The 16,962-nt window shown below is 61.7% G+C and carries 15 protein-coding genes; 8 read left to right on the top strand and 7 right to left on the bottom strand.

Annotated features, from left to right (window positions below; genetic code table 11):
• Positions 1-20: 20 nt before the first annotated feature.
• Genes GV002_RS19405 through hemJ form a run of 3 tightly spaced genes read right to left on the bottom strand, consistent with a single transcriptional unit; the run spans position 21 to position 2,681 of the window.
• Complete coding sequence (locus tag GV002_RS19405; protein ID WP_160019901.1) at positions 21-1,283, bottom strand: alanine racemase; 1,263 nt, start codon at positions 1,281-1,283, stop codon at positions 21-23.
• The gene (locus tag GV002_RS19400) at positions 1,280-2,242 is read right to left on the bottom strand and encodes an NAD(P)H-dependent flavin oxidoreductase (protein WP_160019900.1); all 963 of its coding nucleotides are present in this window, start codon (positions 2,240-2,242) and stop codon (positions 1,280-1,282) included. Before GV002_RS19400 ends, GV002_RS19405 begins: the two co-directional genes overlap by 4 nt.
• Before the next feature lie 10 nt (positions 2,243-2,252).
• Positions 2,253-2,681 carry a protoporphyrinogen oxidase HemJ gene (hemJ, locus tag GV002_RS19395; protein ID WP_160019899.1) on the bottom strand — a complete coding sequence of 143 codons (429 nt, stop codon included), beginning with the start codon at positions 2,679-2,681 and terminating at the stop codon, positions 2,253-2,255.
• Between the two features lie 134 nt (positions 2,682-2,815).
• Between hemJ and argC the strand changes: the two genes are divergently transcribed.
• The 4 genes from argC to erpA all read left to right on the top strand — a co-directional run bounded on the left by argC (position 2,816) and on the right by erpA (position 5,413).
• Complete coding sequence (argC, locus tag GV002_RS19390) at positions 2,816-3,850, top strand: N-acetyl-gamma-glutamyl-phosphate reductase (RefSeq protein ID WP_003463435.1); 1,035 nt, start codon at positions 2,816-2,818, stop codon at positions 3,848-3,850.
• A 71-nt stretch (positions 3,851-3,921) separates the two neighbouring features.
• Positions 3,922-4,590, top strand: coding sequence for a DUF6776 family protein (locus tag GV002_RS19385; RefSeq protein WP_256667141.1), 669 nt, complete (start codon positions 3,922-3,924; stop codon positions 4,588-4,590).
• Entirely contained in the window at positions 4,580-4,990 is a 411-nt protein-coding gene (locus tag GV002_RS19380) for a bactofilin family protein (protein WP_160019898.1), read from the top strand. The genes GV002_RS19385 and GV002_RS19380 overlap by 11 nt, the downstream gene beginning before the upstream one ends.
• A 72-nt stretch (positions 4,991-5,062) precedes the next feature.
• On the top strand, positions 5,063-5,413 hold the full coding sequence (gene erpA / locus GV002_RS19375; protein ID WP_160019897.1) for an iron-sulfur cluster insertion protein ErpA: 351 nt from the start codon (positions 5,063-5,065) through the stop codon (positions 5,411-5,413).
• A 50-nt stretch (positions 5,414-5,463) separates the two neighbouring features.
• On the opposite strand, the gene GV002_RS19370 is transcribed toward erpA, so the two are convergent.
• Positions 5,464-6,555, bottom strand: a complete 1,092-nt coding sequence (locus tag GV002_RS19370; protein ID WP_160019896.1) for an anhydro-N-acetylmuramic acid kinase — start codon at positions 6,553-6,555, stop codon at positions 5,464-5,466.
• 3 nt (positions 6,556-6,558) lie between these two features.
• Positions 6,559-7,986 (bottom strand): peptidoglycan DD-metalloendopeptidase family protein, encoded by a 1,428-nt coding sequence (locus tag GV002_RS19365; RefSeq protein WP_160019895.1) that lies wholly within the window; start codon positions 7,984-7,986, stop codon positions 6,559-6,561.
• Positions 7,987-8,167: 181 nt separating this feature from the next.
• Here GV002_RS19365 and tyrS point away from each other — a divergent pair, with 181 nt between their 5' ends.
• From tyrS to GV002_RS19345, 4 genes are all read left to right on the top strand, one after another.
• Positions 8,168-9,367 carry a tyrosine--tRNA ligase gene (gene tyrS, locus GV002_RS19360; protein ID WP_160019894.1) on the top strand — a complete coding sequence of 400 codons (1,200 nt, stop codon included), beginning with the start codon at positions 8,168-8,170 and terminating at the stop codon, positions 9,365-9,367.
• A 318-nt stretch (positions 9,368-9,685) separates the two neighbouring features.
• Entirely contained in the window at positions 9,686-10,345 is a 660-nt protein-coding gene (locus GV002_RS19355; protein ID WP_160019893.1) for a paraquat-inducible protein A, read from the top strand.
• A complete protein-coding gene (locus GV002_RS19350; RefSeq protein WP_143511319.1) occupies positions 10,332-10,949 on the top strand; it encodes a paraquat-inducible protein A in 618 nt (205 codons plus the stop codon). Before GV002_RS19355 ends, GV002_RS19350 begins: the two co-directional genes overlap by 14 nt.
• Entirely contained in the window at positions 10,942-13,242 is a 2,301-nt protein-coding gene (locus tag GV002_RS19345; RefSeq protein WP_160019892.1) for a PqiB family protein, read from the top strand. Before GV002_RS19350 ends, GV002_RS19345 begins: the two co-directional genes overlap by 8 nt.
• Positions 13,243-13,438: 196 nt before the next feature.
• Here GV002_RS19345 and mksF read toward each other — a convergent pair whose 3' ends face one another.
• Together mksF and mksE are read right to left on the bottom strand one after the other, a co-directional pair.
• The gene (gene mksF, locus GV002_RS19340) at positions 13,439-16,270 is read right to left on the bottom strand and encodes an Mks condensin complex protein MksF (RefSeq protein WP_160019891.1); all 2,832 of its coding nucleotides are present in this window, start codon (positions 16,268-16,270) and stop codon (positions 13,439-13,441) included.
• Positions 16,267-16,959, bottom strand: a complete 693-nt coding sequence (mksE, locus tag GV002_RS19335) for an Mks condensin complex protein MksE (RefSeq protein ID WP_160019890.1) — start codon at positions 16,957-16,959, stop codon at positions 16,267-16,269. Before mksE ends, mksF begins: the two co-directional genes overlap by 4 nt.
• Positions 16,960-16,962 lie beyond the last annotated feature (3 nt).

The following is a 16,962-nucleotide window of genomic DNA, read 5'->3' as shown; positions in this document are numbered from 1 at the left end:
GCGGAGCTCCTGGCTATTTTTCAGGCGTTGCCTATTGTGCTCCAGCGGCCGACCAGTTGGCCGCGGCGTAGTAGACGTATTTCGCTGAAATCACCCAGCACACCTTCGCTGGTCGCAGGGCGCAGAAATACCCAATCGTTGCTCGTCAGTTGTGTGCCTTCACCACCGATCAGGCGCTCCTGATTGGCGCTACGGCCATAGAGTTCGTCGTAGTCGAGCCCGGCCGGTGAGACGGGCTGCGCCGGCCAACGACCGCCGTAGAGGTAGTAGGCGTTCTCTCGGTTGGGGTTCCAGGCGCTGATCAGGGGCTTGAGTGGTTGCAGGTAGGGCAGGGCGCCGTCGACCACCTTGAGTACGGGGCTGGCGATCCACAGGGCTGGCTGATGTTCCTCCAGCAGTGGCGTGTCGAACTCCGCGGGCTTGAGCAGGGCGGAACCGACGGCGACTTCATTGAGCGAAGTCTCCTGCTGGCTGTGCAGCAGGTAGGTCAGACTGCCTGCACCGTTGAGCAGCGGCTTTGCTGGCCAAAGATCGCTGAACCCCTGAGCGTTGCTGATGAATTGTCGATAACGCGCATCGCTCTCGCTGAATGCTCGCCGCTGACTCTGCCAGGGTGGGCTGTGCGCGACATGCGCGTCATAACCCATCAGCCCCTGTAGTTGCAGTGTCGGCTGCTGGCGAAGCTGCTGCAGTGCCTGAGCCAGCGCCTGCGGGGTGGCGAAACCGCCGCGTTCCAGGCCAACGTCGATTTCCAGTGCGATGCGCAGCGGTCGCCCCAGTGCCTTGGCCAGTTCGGCGTACTCCATGAGGCGCCGCTCGCTGTCGATCAGCCAGGTCACCTGGCGGTTGGGATCGAAATTCAGGTGGTGCGCAAGTTGGCGATAGAAGTTCAGGGCCGCAGCGACCGGCATGGGTTTGCCAAGCAGCAGGTCGGCCTGGGGAAAGCTCCTGGCCAGGCGATTCAGTTGCGGCTGATGAAAGACCATGAAACGCTGGGTCTGCAGACGCTTGGCCAGGTATTCCAACAGACCGGTGCTGGCCAACGACTTGGCGACCAGGCGCAGCTGGAGGCGGCTGCCTAGCCGTGCTGCCAGCAGGTCGGCGTTGGCGTCGAGCCGATCGAGATCGAGCAGCAGGATGGGGATGCCCTCGCCATCGCGCTGCAGTTGCCGGTTGAGTTCGGCGAAGTAGGCGTCATGCTCGCGACCATGATCGGCCGGGCGCAGCGCCCAGCCACCGAGCAGGCCGAGCGCGCCCAGCCCCAGCAGGTGGCGACGCTTCATTGCGGCCAGCGTTGCCCCAGCGCTTGGCTACGTGTCAGTGCGGCGCGATATTCGTGGTCGAGTCGCGACACCAGCTCCTGCACCGACGGCAGATCGTCGATGCCGCCAACGCCCTGGCCGGCCGACCAGACGGTTTTCCAGGCCTTGGCTTCTTCATCCATCGGCTTGAGCTTCTCGCCGTAGTTGATATCGCCCTTGTTCTGCAGCTGTCTCAGGTCGTAGCCGGCCTGCTCCAGGCTCTGGCGCATGAAGCTGGCCGGTACACCGGATACGGCGGGTGTGTGAATGATGTCGGCGGCCCGAGCTTCGAGAATCATCGCCTTGTAATCGGCCGACGCGTTGTTCTCGGTCGTGGCGATGAAACGGGTGCCCATATAAGCCAGGTCGGCGCCGAGCAGCTGCGCGGCGAGAATTTCGTGGCCGTGATTGAGGCAGCCGGACAGCAACACGGTCTTGTCGAAGAACTGACGAATCTCGGCCAGCAGGGCGAAGGGACTCCAGGTACCGGCATGGCCGCCAGCGCCGGCGGCCACGGCGATCAGGCCATCCACGCCAGCCTCGGCAGCTTTTTCGGCATGGCGGCGGGTGGTCACGTCATGGAACACCAGGCCGCCGTAGCTGTGCACCGCATCGACCACTTCCTTCACCGCGCCCAGGCTGGTGATGACGATGGGCACGCGCCGCTCGACGCAGATGGCCAGATCCGCCTGCAGGCGCGGATTGCTGTTATGCACGATCAAATTGACTGCGTAGGGTGCGGCGTTGCTCGCGAGGCTGGCTTCGATCTCGTCGAGCCAGGCGGCGAAACCGGCGCTCTCGCGCTGGTTCAGCGCCGGAAAGCTGCCGACGATGCCGCTGTTGCAGCAGGCACTGACCAGCGCCGGGTTGGACACCAGAAACATCGGCGCAGCGACCAGAGGCAGGCGCAGGCGTTGTTCGAGCAGGGCAGGCAGAGACATGGCGAACTCCTCAGAAGGGGCGGACGACAACCAGGATGACGATGCCCAGCAGGGCCAGCACCGGCGCTTCATTGAACCAACGATAGAACACGTGACTACGGCTGTTCTCGCCGCGGGCAAAGCGCTTGAGCTGAGCACCGCACAGGTGGTGATAGATCACCAGGGCCACCACCAGCGTGAGCTTGGCGTGCATCCAGCCCTGCGTGAAGTAGTACGCCGAATTGAGGCTGAACAACCAGATGCCCAGGCCCAGCGTGGCGATCATCGAGGGGATCATGATGCCGCGATACAGCTTGCGCTCCATGATGCAGAAACGTTCGTGACTGGCGGCGTCGCTGCTCATGGCGTGATAGACGAACAGACGCGGCAGATAGAACAGGCCGGCGAACCAGCAGACCATGGCGATGATGTGCAGAGCCTTGAGCCAGAGATAGAGCATTTTCGCTTCCCGCGCTGAAAAATGGCCTCGATAGTAGAGGCAGCTGACGGTCTGCGTCACCTCCGCGGTTGGAGCTTGGCCGATGCGGCTTTATCATCGGCAACTTTCCAATGGCTTTTGCAAAGGGGCATGTGATGATCAAGGTCGGTATCGTCGGCGGCACGGGCTACACCGGTGTCGAACTGCTGCGTCTGCTGGCGCAACACCCGCAGGCAGAGGTGACCGTGATCACTTCCCGTTCCGAGGCCGGCCTGCGCGTCGATGAGATGTACCCCAATCTGCGCGGCCACTACCCTGAACTCGCGTTCAGTGTGCCGGATGTCGCCACCCTGGGCGCCTGTGATGTGGTGTTCTTCGCCACCCCGCACGGTGTGGCCCATGCTCTGGCTGGTGAGTTGCTGGCTGCCGGTACGCGGGTGATCGATCTGTCCGCCGATTTCCGCCTGCAGGACGCCGAGGAATGGGCCAAGTGGTACGGCCAGCCGCACGGCGCTCCCGAGTTGCTGAGCGAGGCGGTGTACGGTCTGCCCGAGGTCAACCGCGAGGCGATCAAGACTGCCCGTTTGATTGCCGTACCCGGCTGCTACCCGACCGCCACTCAGCTGGGGCTGATTCCGCTGCTCGAAGCCGGACTGGCCGAGACCGGTAGCCTGATCGCCGACTGCAAGAGCGGTGTCAGCGGTGCCGGCCGTGGTGCCAGCGTTGGCTCGCTGTTCTGCGAGGCCGGCGAGAGCATGAAGGCCTACTCGGTCAAGGGCCACCGTCACCTTCCGGAAATTCGTCAGGGGCTGCGCCAGGCAGCAGGTAGCGATGTCGGCCTTACCTTCGTGCCGCACCTGACACCGATGATTCGTGGCATTCACGCGACCCTCTATGCGCGCGTTGCCGATACCTCGGTCGATCTTCAGGCGCTGTTCGAGAAGCGTTACGCCGGCGAGCCCTTCGTCGATGTGATGCCGGCGGGCAGCCACCCGGAAACCCGTAGTGTGCGCGGAGGCAACGTTTGCCGTATCGCCGTGCATCGTCCGCAGGGCGGCGACCTAGTGGTGGTGCTCTCGGTGATCGACAATCTGGTCAAGGGGGCCTCGGGCCAGGCGGTGCAGAACATGAACATCCTCTTCGGTCTCGACGAGCGCCTCGGTCTGTCGCACGCGGCCCTGCTGCCGTGATACCGGGCTGGGAGGTCCGCCTCAGGGATCCTCGTCGCGAACGTAGACGCCGTTGGCTGCAGTTGCTGCTGGTGCTCGCCATCCCGGTGGCCTTTGCCCTGGGATGGTACTGGCCGCAGGCGCAGCCGCAACAGGCGCCCGCGGATACGCGGGCACTGCTGACTCGCCTTGCCGAACAGGAGCAGGAGCTGGAGTTGCTGCGCCAGCGCCTGGCCGTGGTCGGCAGTAGCGACAAGGTCACGCAGCAGGCCATGGAGCAGAATCGTCGTACCATCAAGCTGCTGGAAGAGCAGATCTTCAAGCAGCAGCAGGATCTGGCCTTCTACAAAGGCGTGCTGGCACCTGCCAGTCGTCGTGAAGGTATTCGCATTCGCGCCTTTGAGCTGCAAGCCACGGACGCGCCGCAGCGATTTCGCTACAAATTGCTGATGAGCCGAGTCGGTGCCAGTGATGAGGCATTACAGGGGCGTTTGCGTATTACTGTCGAAGGGCAGCAGAACGGTAAGCCGGCCTCGTTGGAGTTGGCGGCGCTGTCCGACGAGGTAAGCGAGAGCAGCATTGCGTTCTCCTTCAAGCACTTCCAGTCCTTTCCCGAAGCGGGTCGTTTCGGCGAGCTACAACTACCTGCGGGCTTCGAGCCGCGTCAGGTCAGGGTTCAGGCGGAGGTCGAGGGCGACAAGCCGCTGAGCCGTACATTCGAATGGATAAAATCAGGAGCGATAGCCACCCATGTGGAGTAAAGACAAGACCAAACCCGACTTGCAGCGCTTCAGCGGCAAGACCAGCCTGATTGCCGCTGGCGCCGAGCTGGTAGGCGACATGCGCTTTCAGGGCGCGGTGCAAGTGGATGGTCGGGTCACCGGTAATCTGCTGGCTACCGAAGGGCTGGTGCGCGTGAGTGCAGGCGGCCTGGTTGAAGGTGAGATACGGGCACCCCATATAGTGATCGATGGAGAGGTGAGTGGTGATGTATTCGCCAGTGGCCATCTTGAGCTGGGTTCACGCTCTCGGGTTCGCGGCAACCTGCATTACGGCCTGATGGAGATGGCCATGGGGGCGCAGATCGAGGGGCGTCTCTGTCATATCAAGGATGGTGAGCGGCCACTCGAGCTTCCCGCTACGCTGGAAAACGAGCAATAGTTGACCAATTTTGTAGGGCAAGCGGATAATGCACGCCCAAAGCAGTATGGCGCATGGCGCCGGGAGTCCAGAATGAGCGTCGAAACCTTCACCCCTGCCCCCATGCACTTTACCCAAGGCGCGGCCAGCAAGGTGAAGAACCTGGTCGATGAAGAGGGTAATCCGCGCCTGAAGCTGCGCGTGTTCGTCACGGGCGGCGGCTGCTCGGGCTTTCAGTACGGTTTTACCTTCGATGAGGACGTGGCTGAGGATGACACCATCGTCGAGCGCGAAGGCGTTAGCCTGGTGGTCGATGCCATGAGCTTCCAGTATCTGGCTGGCTCCGAGGTCGACTATCAGGAAGGGCTGGAAGGTTCGCGTTTCGTGATCAAGAACCCCAATGCCACCACCACCTGTGGTTGCGGGTCGTCCTTCTCGATCTGAATGTATCGCCTGATGACAGACGCCGTGCTCGATGCGCGGCGTTTTCGTTTTCACGCCGGGTAGATGGCGCCAAGCACGCGCAGGCCTTTGGCGCCGGTCACGCTCGGGCGATTACCAGCAATGCCCTCAAGCGCGCAATGTGCCAGCCAGGCGAAGGCCATGGCTTCGACCCAGTCCGGATCTACGCCCTCAGTCGCGGTGCTGCTCACCTCGGTTCCAGCCAGCATCTCGCGCAGGCGCTTCATCAGACAAGCGTTGTGCGCGCCACCTCCACACACCAGCAGAGCATCCGTGTGAGCCTGCGCGTTGCGTAGGGCGCTGACGATACTGCATGCGGTGAGTTCTACCAGGGTGGCCTGAACGTCTTCGCTGGCCAGTCGCGACGACGCTTGCAGATGGCCAAGCAGCCAGTCGAGGTTGAACAGTTCGCGACCGGTACTCTTCGGGCCCTGGGTGGCGAAGAAGGGATCGCTCAGTAGTCGCGACAGCAGCGCGCTGTCTACCTTGCCGCTGGATGCCCAGGCACCGTCACGGTCATAGGCCAGGCCCTTGCAATGCTGAATCCAGGCATCGAGCAGAACGTTGCCAGGGCCGCTGTCGAATCCCAGAACCTCCTGGCCGGGTGAAAGCAGGCTGAGGTTGCTGAAACCGCCGACATTGAGCACGGCAACCTGCCGCTGGCTATTGCCGAACAGGTCATGGTGGAAGGCTGGGACCAGAGGAGCCCCTTGACCGCCAGCGGCAACATCGCGCCGGCGGAAGTCTGCGACCACGCAAATGCCCGTAAGCTCGGCCAGCAGCGCAGGGTTGCCGATCTGGATGGTGAAGCCGCGCGCCGGTTCATGGCGCACCGTCTGGCCATGGCTGCCGATGGCGCGAATCTGCTGCGCGGTCAGGTTCTGTTGCTGCAGGAGTTCGTTGACAGCGGCAGCGGCCAGTTCGACCCAGTGTTGTTCTGCAATGGCTGCGCGTGCCAGTTCATCATTGCCAGAGGTGCACAGCGCCAGCAGGTCGCTACGCAGTTGTTCTGGCATGGGGCGGTAGAGCGTGGCGAGAAGGTGAGGACGCTGATCCTGATCGATCAGCGCGATGTCCAGTCCGTCCAGGCTGGTGCCGGACATCACGCCAATATAGAGGGCCACGGCTTACTGCTGGTTGGCGGCTAGCATGGTGGCCTTTTCCTGGTCCATGCGTGCCATCAGCGGTTTGCTCAGTTGCATGAAGCGCTGTTTCTCGCTCGCTGCAATGGGGTCTGCCATCGGCAGCTTCTGGCTGAGTGGATCGACGTGTACACCGTTTACCTGGAACTCATAGTGCAGGTGAGGGCCGGTGGAGAGGCCGGTAGTACCGATATAGCCGATGATCTGGCCTTGTTTGACGTTCGCACCGTTGCGAACACCTTTGGCAAAACCCTGCATGTGTGCGTAAAGGGTGCGATAGCGCTGGCCGTGCTGGATGATCACGGTATTGCCGTAGCCACCGTTACGCCCTGCCAGTGCTACGCGACCGTCACCGGCAGCCTTGATTGGCGTGCCACGTGGCGCGGCATAGTCGACGCCCTTGTGTGCACGGATCTTGTTCAGGATCGGATGCTTGCGACCCGTGGAGAAGCGCGAGCTGATGCGAGCGAAGTCCACCGGAGTGCGGATGAACGCCTTGCGCATGCTTTCGCCATTGGCGTTGTAGTAGCTGGTAGTGCCTTGTTTGCTGGTGTAACGCACGGCGGTGTAGGTCTTGCCGCGATTGGTGAAGCGCGCCGAAAGGATGTTGCCGGTGCCTACGGGCTTGCCGTTCACTACCTTCTCTTCGTAAATCACTTCGAATTCGTCACCTTCGCGAATATCCATGGCGAAGTCGATGTCGTAGCCAAACACGTTGGCCAGGTCCATGGTCAGGCTGTGCGACAGGCCGGCACGCTTGGCGGAGAGGAACAGCGAGCTGTTGATCACGCCGCGGCTGTATGCGGTGACCACCTCAGGCTTGATCTGATCACGCTCGAAGTCGAAGCCTTTATCGGTACGGCTAAGGCGAATGGTTTCCAGATCGTTGAGCTTGCTCTGCAGGCTCTTCAGCTTGCCATCTTCGTTCAGCTCGAAGTCCAGCACCTGGCCCACTTTGAGACGGCTGAACTGCTTGGCGTCCTTGCTGCTATTGAGGGCTTCGTGCAGATCATTGGCGTTCAGACCAACCTTGGCGAATACGGTAGAAAGCGTATCGCCATTGCTGACCGTGATGTTGTGGCGGTTGGGGTCGGAAGGAGGAGTGGTGTCAGCTGTTTCTAGGCGGTCTTTGTCAGCGTCTTCTGCGCTGTTCTCTGCGGTGTTCGCGCTTTGCTCGATCTTGGCGAAGGGCGAAGCGGCGCCAGGCACTGGCTGTCCCGCTCGGAGGTCGTCCTTTTCCTGCAGCACCTGCTCGGTATCGTTACCGAGGTCCAGGTCGAGAAAGGTTTTCTGCGCTTCGACTTCACGCGAAGGAAACACCAGCAGAGCCAGGCTCAGCAGCGCAGCTACGCCGCTAGCAGCCAGGATATGGCTTTTAGGGTAGGGCGGGGCTTTGGGGATATTTTGCGTCATGGCGTGAGGCGTTTTCTTGGAATATGCATTAACTGTATAAAATATAACCAAAATCGGCTTGGGGCAACCCTTGACATGCCGAACGGACGCTCAGGGCGCTTACCCTGGGCAAAACTTGTAATTAGTCCGCGATCTTGTATGGTTGGTTCCCTTTCAATTTCCAGTGGTTGCGGGTTCTGTCATGAAGTCGGTCGAAGAGCAGCTGGCGCTGATCAAGCGCGGTGCAGAAGAGGTTCTGGTTGAGGCTGAGCTGGTCGAAAAGCTCAAGCGTGGTCAGCCGCTGCGGATCAAGGCGGGTTTCGACCCTACCGCGCCGGATCTGCATCTCGGTCACACCGTCCTTATTAATAAGCTGCGTCAGTTTCAGGACCTCGGTCATCAGGTGATCTTCCTGATCGGCGACTTCACCGGAATGATCGGTGACCCCAGCGGCAAGAGCGCTACCCGTCCGCCGCTGACACGTGAGCAGGTTCTGGATAACGCCGAGACCTATAAACAGCAGGTTTTCAAGATTCTCGACCCGGCCAAGACCGAGGTGGCCTTCAACTCCACCTGGATGGATCGGATGGGGCCTGCCGATTTCATTCGTCTGACGTCGCAGTACACCGTAGCGCGCATGCTCGAGCGTGATGACTTCGACAAGCGCTATAGCAGCAACCAGCCGATCGCCATTCACGAGTTTCTCTACCCGCTGGTTCAGGGCTACGACTCCGTGGCGCTCAAGGCCGATGTCGAGCTGGGCGGTACCGATCAGAAGTTCAACTTGCTGATGGGGCGCGAGTTGCAGCGCGCCTATGGTCAGGAATCGCAGTGCATCGTCACCATGCCGTTGCTGGAAGGTCTCGATGGCGTGAAGAAGATGTCCAAGTCGCTGGGCAACTACGTCGGCATCCAGGAAGCGCCGGGTGTGATGTACAACAAGCTCGTCTCCATGCCCGATGCGCTGATGTGGCGTTACTTCGAGCTGCTCAGCTTCCGCTCCATGGAGGAGATCGAGCAGTTCAAGCGTGATGTCGAGCTGGGGGCGAACCCGCGTGACATCAAGATCAAGCTGGCTGAAGAGCTCGTTGCGCGTTTCCATGGCGCAGAAGCTGCTGCCAATGCGCATCGCTCCGCAGGTAACCGCATGAAGGATGGCGAACTGCCGGAAGATCTGCCAGAGATCGAGTTGCTCTCGATCGAAGATATGCCGATCTCGTCCGTCCTTAATAAGGCAGGCCTGGTGAAGAATGCTGCGGTTGCTCGTGACCTGTTGGGTTCGGGCGGTGTGCGCGTCGATGGTGAAGTGGTTGATCGCACCTTCCTGTTCAAGCTGGGGTCGGTTCACGTCTGCCAGGCAGGCAAGAAGGCCTTTGCGCGTATCACCCTCAAGTCCGAGTAATAAAACTGCAATTTCTGCTTGACGTGCATTCTGCTGGCGGTAGAATGCGCGCCACTTCAGCGATGAAGCTCTTCAAAAACTTCTTGTTAATCAATAAGTTAAGTTTAAAAGAGGGGTTGCAAAGCGTCCTATACGAAACCCCAGATCGCCAACGCGGTCTGGGGTTTCTTCTTTGTGCGCCGGAAAACAACGCTTCGCGTAGGGTGCGCTACGCGCACCACCAATGACGCCGACATGCCGGTGCGCACGGCGCACCCTACGGTATGTCGGCGTTTGGCTCCGCTCGGGTAGAATGCGCGAATTCTGCAGGGGACTTTCATGTCTGACTCGCCGCCCGATCCTTCCTCGTCATCCTTGCCGATTGAGCAACTGGTCGCCTGCCATGAGTGCGATCTGCTGATGCACAAGCCGGTGCTGCAGGACGGGGAGAGTGCGGAGTGCCCTCGCTGCGGTTATGAGCTTTTCAGCCATCGTCACCATGTCGTGCGGCGTAGCCTGGCACTGGTACTGACGGCTCTGCTGCTCTATATCCCAGCCAACTTCCTGCCGATCATGCAACTCAACCTGCTGGGTCAGACCTCGCAGGACACCGTCTGGAGCGGTGTGATTGGCCTGTATGAAAGCGGCATGCAAGGTATCGCTGTTGTGGTGTTCCTGAGCAGCATGGCTGTTCCGCTGCTCAAGTTGCTTTGCCAACTGCTGGTGCTGCTGAGTATTCGTATGGATATCGGTCGTAGCTACGGTCTGTTGCTCTACCGGGTCTACCATGACATGCGTGAGTGGGGAATGCTCGAGGTCTACCTGATGGGCATCCTGGTGGCGATGGTGAAGTTGATGGACCTGGCTGACTTGAGCCTCGGTCTGGGGCTGTTCTGTTTTATCGCGCTGCTGCTGGTGCAAGTCTGGCTGGAGGTGACCATGTCACCGCATCAGATCTGGGAAGCCTTGTCCGGGGAGGATGTCCATGCGGGCGATTGAGGCTGGATTGCTAGTCTGTCACGAGTGCCATCAGCTCAATCCTGCCGACGTTGATGCCAAGCATCAGTACTGCAGCCGCTGTGGTGGCCAGATTCATGCCCGCCGGCCCAATAGCCTGATCAGAACCTGGGCCTTACTGCTGACGTCGGCGATTCTCTACATCCCGGCTAATCTGCTGCCTATCATGACAGTCAACAGTCTTGGCAAGGGTTCGCCTGCGACCATCATGGGCGGCGTACTGGAGCTCATTAACTTTGGCATGCTGCCTATTGCGGCGGTGGTCTTTATCGCCAGCATTCTGGTACCGACTTTCAAGTTGGTGGGGATTGCGCTGTTGTTGTACTCGGTGCAGCGTCATCAGCCGATGTCAGCGCGCCAGCGCATCCTCATGTACCGCTTCATCGAGTGGATTGGCCGCTGGTCGATGCTCGATATTTTCGTCATCGCCATTCTGGTGGCGGTGGTGAATTTTGGCAGTCTGGCCAGCATCGAAGCTGGAGCCGGCGCCGCAGCTTTTGCCAGTGTGGTGATACTGACCATGCTGGCAGCACTGACTTTCGACCCTCGCCTTATCTGGGATAACACGGAAACCGATCATGACTGACCTTCCTCTGGCCAAGACGCGTCCTGCTTCGAACTGGTCAGCCATTTGGGTGTTGCCCTTGCTCGCGCTGGCGATAGGGGGTTGGTTGGGCTGGCGTGCCTATTCCCAGGCCGGCATTGAAGTTCAGGTGCTGTTTGCGAACGGTTCCGGCATCCAGGCCGGCAAGACCGAGGTGATCTTCAAGGGGATCGCGATCGGCAAGGTCACCGAGCTGACGCTCGATCGCAGCGGAGAGCGACGTGGGGTAATCGCCACGCTGGAGATGGACAAGGAGACTGAACCCCATCTGCTCAGTGGTACGCGCTTCTGGCTGGTCAAGCCGAGCGTGACCCTGGCTGGCATTACCGGTTTGGAAACACTGGTATCCGGTAACTACATCGCGGTTAGCCCGGGTGAGGGCGAGCCGACCCGGAAGTACACGGCATTACCCGAGGCGCCGCCGCTGGCAGACGACGTGCCTGGCTTACATTTGACGCTCAAGGCCGAGCGCCTGGGCTCGTTGAACAGGGATAGTCCGGTGTTCTACAAGCAGATTCAGGTCGGCCGGGTGAAGAGCTACGTGTTGGGCGAAGATCAGAGCACGGTTGAGGTAAAGCTGTTCATCGAGCCGCAATATGCGAGCCTGGTGCGTAAGCACACACGTTTCTGGAACGCCAGTGGCGTTTCGATCGATGCCGGGCTGTCTGGGGTCAAGGTGCGTACCGAGTCGTTGGCCAGCATCGTTGCCGGGGGTATCGCCTTTGCCACGCCTGAACACCGCAAGGACAGCCCGGCCACCGACCCGAACATTTCCTTCCGCCTCTACGAGGACTATGACGCCGCACAGGCGGGTATCCGCGTCTCGCTGAAGCTGCACGATTTCGAGGGGTTGGAGCCGGGACGCACGCCGGTGATGTACAAGGGCATTCAGGTCGGCCATATGAAGACGTTCAAGGTCGATGCCGATCTGGACGGTGCTCAGGTGGAACTGATGCTCGATCCGCGCACCGAGGACTACTTGGTCGAAGGCACTGACTTCTGGGTGGTCAGACCATCCATCTCGCTGGCCGGCATCACCGGTCTGGAGGCGCTGGTCAAGGGCAACTACATCGCTATTCGTCCTGGCGAGAGTGGCAATCCGCCGCGCCGCGAGTTCGAGGCCCGGGCCAAGGCGCCACCGCTGGATCTGGGCGCGCCGGGCTTGCATCTGGTGCTATTCAGCGACGCACTCGGGTCGATGGAGGTGGGGAGCCCGATCCTTTACCGGCAGGTCAAGGTGGGCTCGGTGCAGAGTTTTCAGTTGTCGCGTGACGACAGCCAGGTGGTACTAGGCGTGCATATCGAGCCGGAGCACAGCCATCTGGTCAACACGTCGAGCCGTTTCTGGAATGCCAGTGGCATCACTCTCAAGGGTGGGCTGTCTGGGGTGGAGGTGAAAAGCGAGTCGCTGCAGACCCTGCTGGCCGGTGGCATCGCCTTCGAGACGCCGCAGCCGCAAGCGGCTAGAAGCGATCGACGGGTGCAGCGTTTTACCCTTTACGCCAATCGCGAGAGTGCGCTGCAATTGGGGCAGCAGATCAGCATTCGGGTCAGCAACGGCGACGGTCTGCAGCCTGGTACGGCGATTCGCTATAAAGGCCTGGAGGTTGGCACGGTGGAGAGCATGAGCCTAACCGACGATCTGCAGGGCGTGGTGTTAGGGGCGCGAATTACCCAGGCGGCCGAGCGTATCGTTCGCGAAGGCACGCAGTTCTGGGTGGTGAAGCCGGAACTGAGCCTGACACGCGCAGCGAATCTCGGCACCCTGGTCAGCGGTCAGTATCTTGAAGTGCAGCCCTCGGCACAGAAGGGCGCGCGCCGTACCGAATTCACCGCATTGGCCAGTCCGCCGAATCAGGCCGTGCGCGAGGAAGGCTTGCGCCTGGTGCTGAGCGCGCCGCGGCGTGGCTCGATCAAACCTGGGGTGATCGTCAGCTACCGCGAGGTGCCGGTGGGCAAAGTGGTGGATTTCGAACTGGGTCCGACTTCGGATCGCGTGTTGATTCATGTGCTGATCGAACCGCGTTATGCGCCGCTGGTCCGTTCGGGCAGCCGCTTCTGGAATGCCAGTGGCATCGGTGTCGATGCTGGGCTGTTCAAGGGCGTGAAGGTGCGCACCGAATCGCTGGAGGCGCTGCTCGAGGGCGGCGTCGCCTTCGCCACGCCGAACAATCCTGAGATGGGTGGGCCGGCGCAGCCGGGGCAGACGTTTGCACTGTTCGACGAGCCGCAGGATGTCTGGATGCAGTGGGCACCGAAGATCGTACTGGAGTAGGGGCACACTTGACCGATGCACTGCCCGTCAGGGTGGATGTGAAAAGCGACATCCACCCTACGGACTGCAAACCATGGAAATGAAAGGGGCCGCATTGAGCGGCCCTTTCATTTTTGTGGCTATAAAAGCTCGCGGCTGAAGCCGCTCCTACAGGTGCATCCTGAACTGTGGGAGGGGCTTTAGCCGCGACAGGCCGTCAGGCTGGTTCGACCGCTTCGGCCTGCTGAGGCACCTCGACCTTGGCACTTTCGCGCGGCTTGATGAACTTCCAGTCCGCCTCGTCGATGTAGATGCCGTTGGGGCCGCTGCCGCCTTCCAGGTCGATGGCCACGTGTGCCGAGACCTGCGGCTTCACCGAGGCCAGGATCGGCACGAAGCCGAGCTGCAGACTGGTCTCGATCAACGCCTGCTGGTTGCGTTCGTCGATGTCGGCCGCCTCGTCGAGGTAGTAGGGCAGGCGCACGCGCCCGGCCTGCTCGCGATCCATCAGGTGCAGCAACAGGTACATGTTGGTCAGCGCCTTGATGGTCATGGTGGTGCCGTTGGAGGCAGCGCCATCGATGTCGGTGTGGATGATCGGCTGGCCGTGCACCTTGGTGATCTCGAAGGCCAGCTCGAACAGATCCTTCAGGCCCAGCTGGTTGCCGTTGGCCGCAACCAGGCGCGACAGGTAATCCTTGGCTTCCTCGTTCTTCGCGTCCTGGTCGGCTGATTGCGACAGGTCGAACACCGACAGGGTCTCGCCTTCCTCGTACTGGCCGGCACTGTGGATGATCTGGTCGATATGGCGTAGGGCTTCCTTGTTCGGCGCCAGGACGATGCGGAAGCTCTGCAGGTTGGAGACCTGGCGCTTGTTGATCTCACGGTTGAACAGCGCCAGCTGGTGTTCCAGGTTGTCGTAGTCGCTGCGGATGTTGCGCAGGGTACGGGCGATGTCGGTGACTGCCGCACGGCGCGCCTTGGCCAGCGTCAGCGCCTCGTCCTGGCGGTGGGCGTAGGCGTTGACCAGCAGTTGCAGGCGGCGCTCGACGTCGTCCTCGCTGTCGAACTTGGCCACCCCTTTCAGGCGCACCTGGGCGTAGAGCGCTTCGATCTGGCCGTCGATGCGCTGCAGTGCCTGCCAGGTGTCCTGGTAGTCGTTGAGCAGCGGCAGCAGGTTGTCCAGCGAGTCGTCCACCGGTTCCATGAACGGCGTGCCGAAGGGCAGGTCGGCCGGCAGCAACTGGCGACGGCGCAGGGCGTCTTCCAGGGTGCGCTCCTTGGCTTCCAGATCGGCCAGTTGGCGGCCGACCAGTTGCAGCTTGGCGGAGAGTTGCTGCACGCGCTCGGCGAAGGCATCGCTGGCACGCTTGAGTTCGTCCTGGGCGCCTTCCAGCTCGGCCAGGCGCTCCAGTTTCTGTGGCTCCTCGGCAGCCAGGGTCTGGCTCTTGCGGAAGTCTTCCAGCGCTTTCTGCGCATCCAGTACGGCCTGATACAGCGTCTCGGCCTGGGCCTTGCTGGCGGCACGGTCGGCGGCGACCGATTGCTGGGTCTTGAGCTGCTTGAGTTCGCGCTCCAGGCGATCCTTCTGGTCGCGCAGAGCGGCGCGATCGGCCAGTGCCTGCAGCGCTGGCGGTTCGATATGGCTGAGGTCGATGGACAGGCCCGGCACGGCGAAGGTATCGCCCTTGAAGCGATCAAGCACCGCTTCGACCGCCTTGACCCAGTCATCGCCCTCGGCCTGGATGCCTTTCTCGCCGAGCGGCAGGCTGAACAGCTGGCCGTTGAACAGGCGCATCAGGCGGTCGACGTCGGCCTGGCTGAATTCCTCGCGCAGGCGCGAGTAGCTGTTGTTGTCGGCGTGATCGAGCTGCTGCTTGACCGACTTGAGGCGTTTTTCCAGATCGCGCAGACGTTCGTCCAGGTCTTCGCTGGAGAACTGGCGTGATTGCGCCAGGGCTCCGGCCAGTTCGTCGTGGGCGTCCTTGGCGGCGAGCAGTTGCTCCTCCAGCACCTTGGCATCGTCCACCAGAGCGAAGCGGTTCTTCAGCACGGAAAGCTCGCCGAGCCAGCGCTGGATCTCGCTGATCTCGCGTTCCAGGCGCATCAGCTCACTGGTACCGCCACGCTGTTCGTTCTGCAGGCCGTCCTGCTCGTTGCGGTAATGCTCGGCCTGGATCACCAGCTCTTCCTTGCGCGCATCGGCGTAGTCGTGCCAGGTGCCCAGCAGGTTGTCGAGCAGTGGCGAGAGACGGTGCAGCTTGCCGCGCAGCGTCTCGCGCTGAGTGACGCCCGAGGCCAGTGCCTCGATCAGCGGGCCGGCGGTGACCAGGGCCTGGTAGTCCTGTTCCATACGGCGTACATCGCGGAAGGCTTCCTCGGTGGCGGCGATGTAGTCGACGCTGCCGGAGCGCAGGCTGTGCTCGAAGGCATCCAGGAACAGTTGCTTGAGTTTCGCCGCAGTGATCTCGCGCATGTGCAGCAGGTTGATGAACAGCGCGCGGAAGGTCTTCAGGCTCTGCTCGCTGGTCGAGCGCAGCGGGATCAGGGTCAGGTCCAGCGGGATGCTGGTGTGGCCGCCGACCAGCAGGCGCCGCAGTTCGTCGGGCTTGAGTTCGTAGGCGGTGATACCGGCCTGGCCGAGGTTCTTGAACAGTTCGCGCTGACGCAGGCAGGTGCCGTTGTGCTGATAGTGCTCCAGATCCAGCTCGCCGGCGTAGGCGAAGAACTGGTGACCGAAGCCACCACCCGGGCCGCGACCGGCCACGCCGATCACGTGCGGGCCATGGGGCAGGGCGACTTCGACGAGGATGTAGCTGGTGTCGCTGGCGAAGTAGAACTTGCGCGAGGCTTCCAGGCTGTACTTGCCGAAGCTCATGTCCGACATGCGCGCCAGGATCGGGAACTGCAGGGCGTTGATCGAGGCGGACTTGCCCAGGTTGTTGGCGCCGTAGACTGACAGCGGGTTTTCCAGCGGGAACAGGCCGAGGCTGTAGCCGGCGGTGTTCAGCAGGGCGAAGCGGCGGATACCGTAGCGTTCCTGGCTCATGCGTCCATCTCCTGTGCAGCGCGTTCGTCTGCCATGGCGCGGGCCAGGGCATCTTCCTCGGATTCTTCGATATCGATGGTCGCGGTCGTGTCGGCATCGCCGTCATCGTCCAGCAGCACCGGCGCCGGCAGCGGCAGGTCACTGCTGTGCAGGCTGGCGGCCAGGTCGCGGTCGTGCTGCACCGACAGGCAGACGTCGAGGAAACGGTGCATCGGCGGCAGGAAGCGGTACACGCCGTTGCTGTCCTCGGCGAAGCCGAGCTGGATGAGGCGGCGGATGATCTTGTCTTCCAGCTCCTCGAAGGTGGTCACCTCGGCCTGCAGGAACAGGTCGCGGTACTTCTCCAGCAGCGCCGGCAGCTCGTCACGGCCGATGCTGCCGCCGTCGAGCACGGAAAGCGGGTCACGGCCCTGGTCAGCGAGATGTTCCACGAGAATGAAGGTGAACAGCGCCAGGCGCTGGGCGGTCTTGTTCACCTGCGGCGCGACCTGCTCGGGGACGAAGTAGTAGAAACCGCGCGGGTCGCACACCAGCTCGAAACCGAGGGCGCGGAACAGCGCGCGGTACTGGTCCTGCATGCTGGACAGCTGGGCGTAGCACTCCGGCTCGCTGCGCGAGATGTGGTAGCCCTTGAACAGATCGCGGAAGGCGGCCGCGAGCTGGGTCATTTCTTTTAGATCGATGTTCATGGC

Source organism: Pseudomonas sp. 8O (assembly GCF_902506495.1).
In the GTDB taxonomy this organism is placed as follows: Bacteria; Pseudomonadota; Gammaproteobacteria; order Pseudomonadales; family Pseudomonadaceae; genus Aquipseudomonas; species Aquipseudomonas chaetocerotis.
This window is presented reverse-complemented; position numbering and strand designations above follow the sequence as displayed.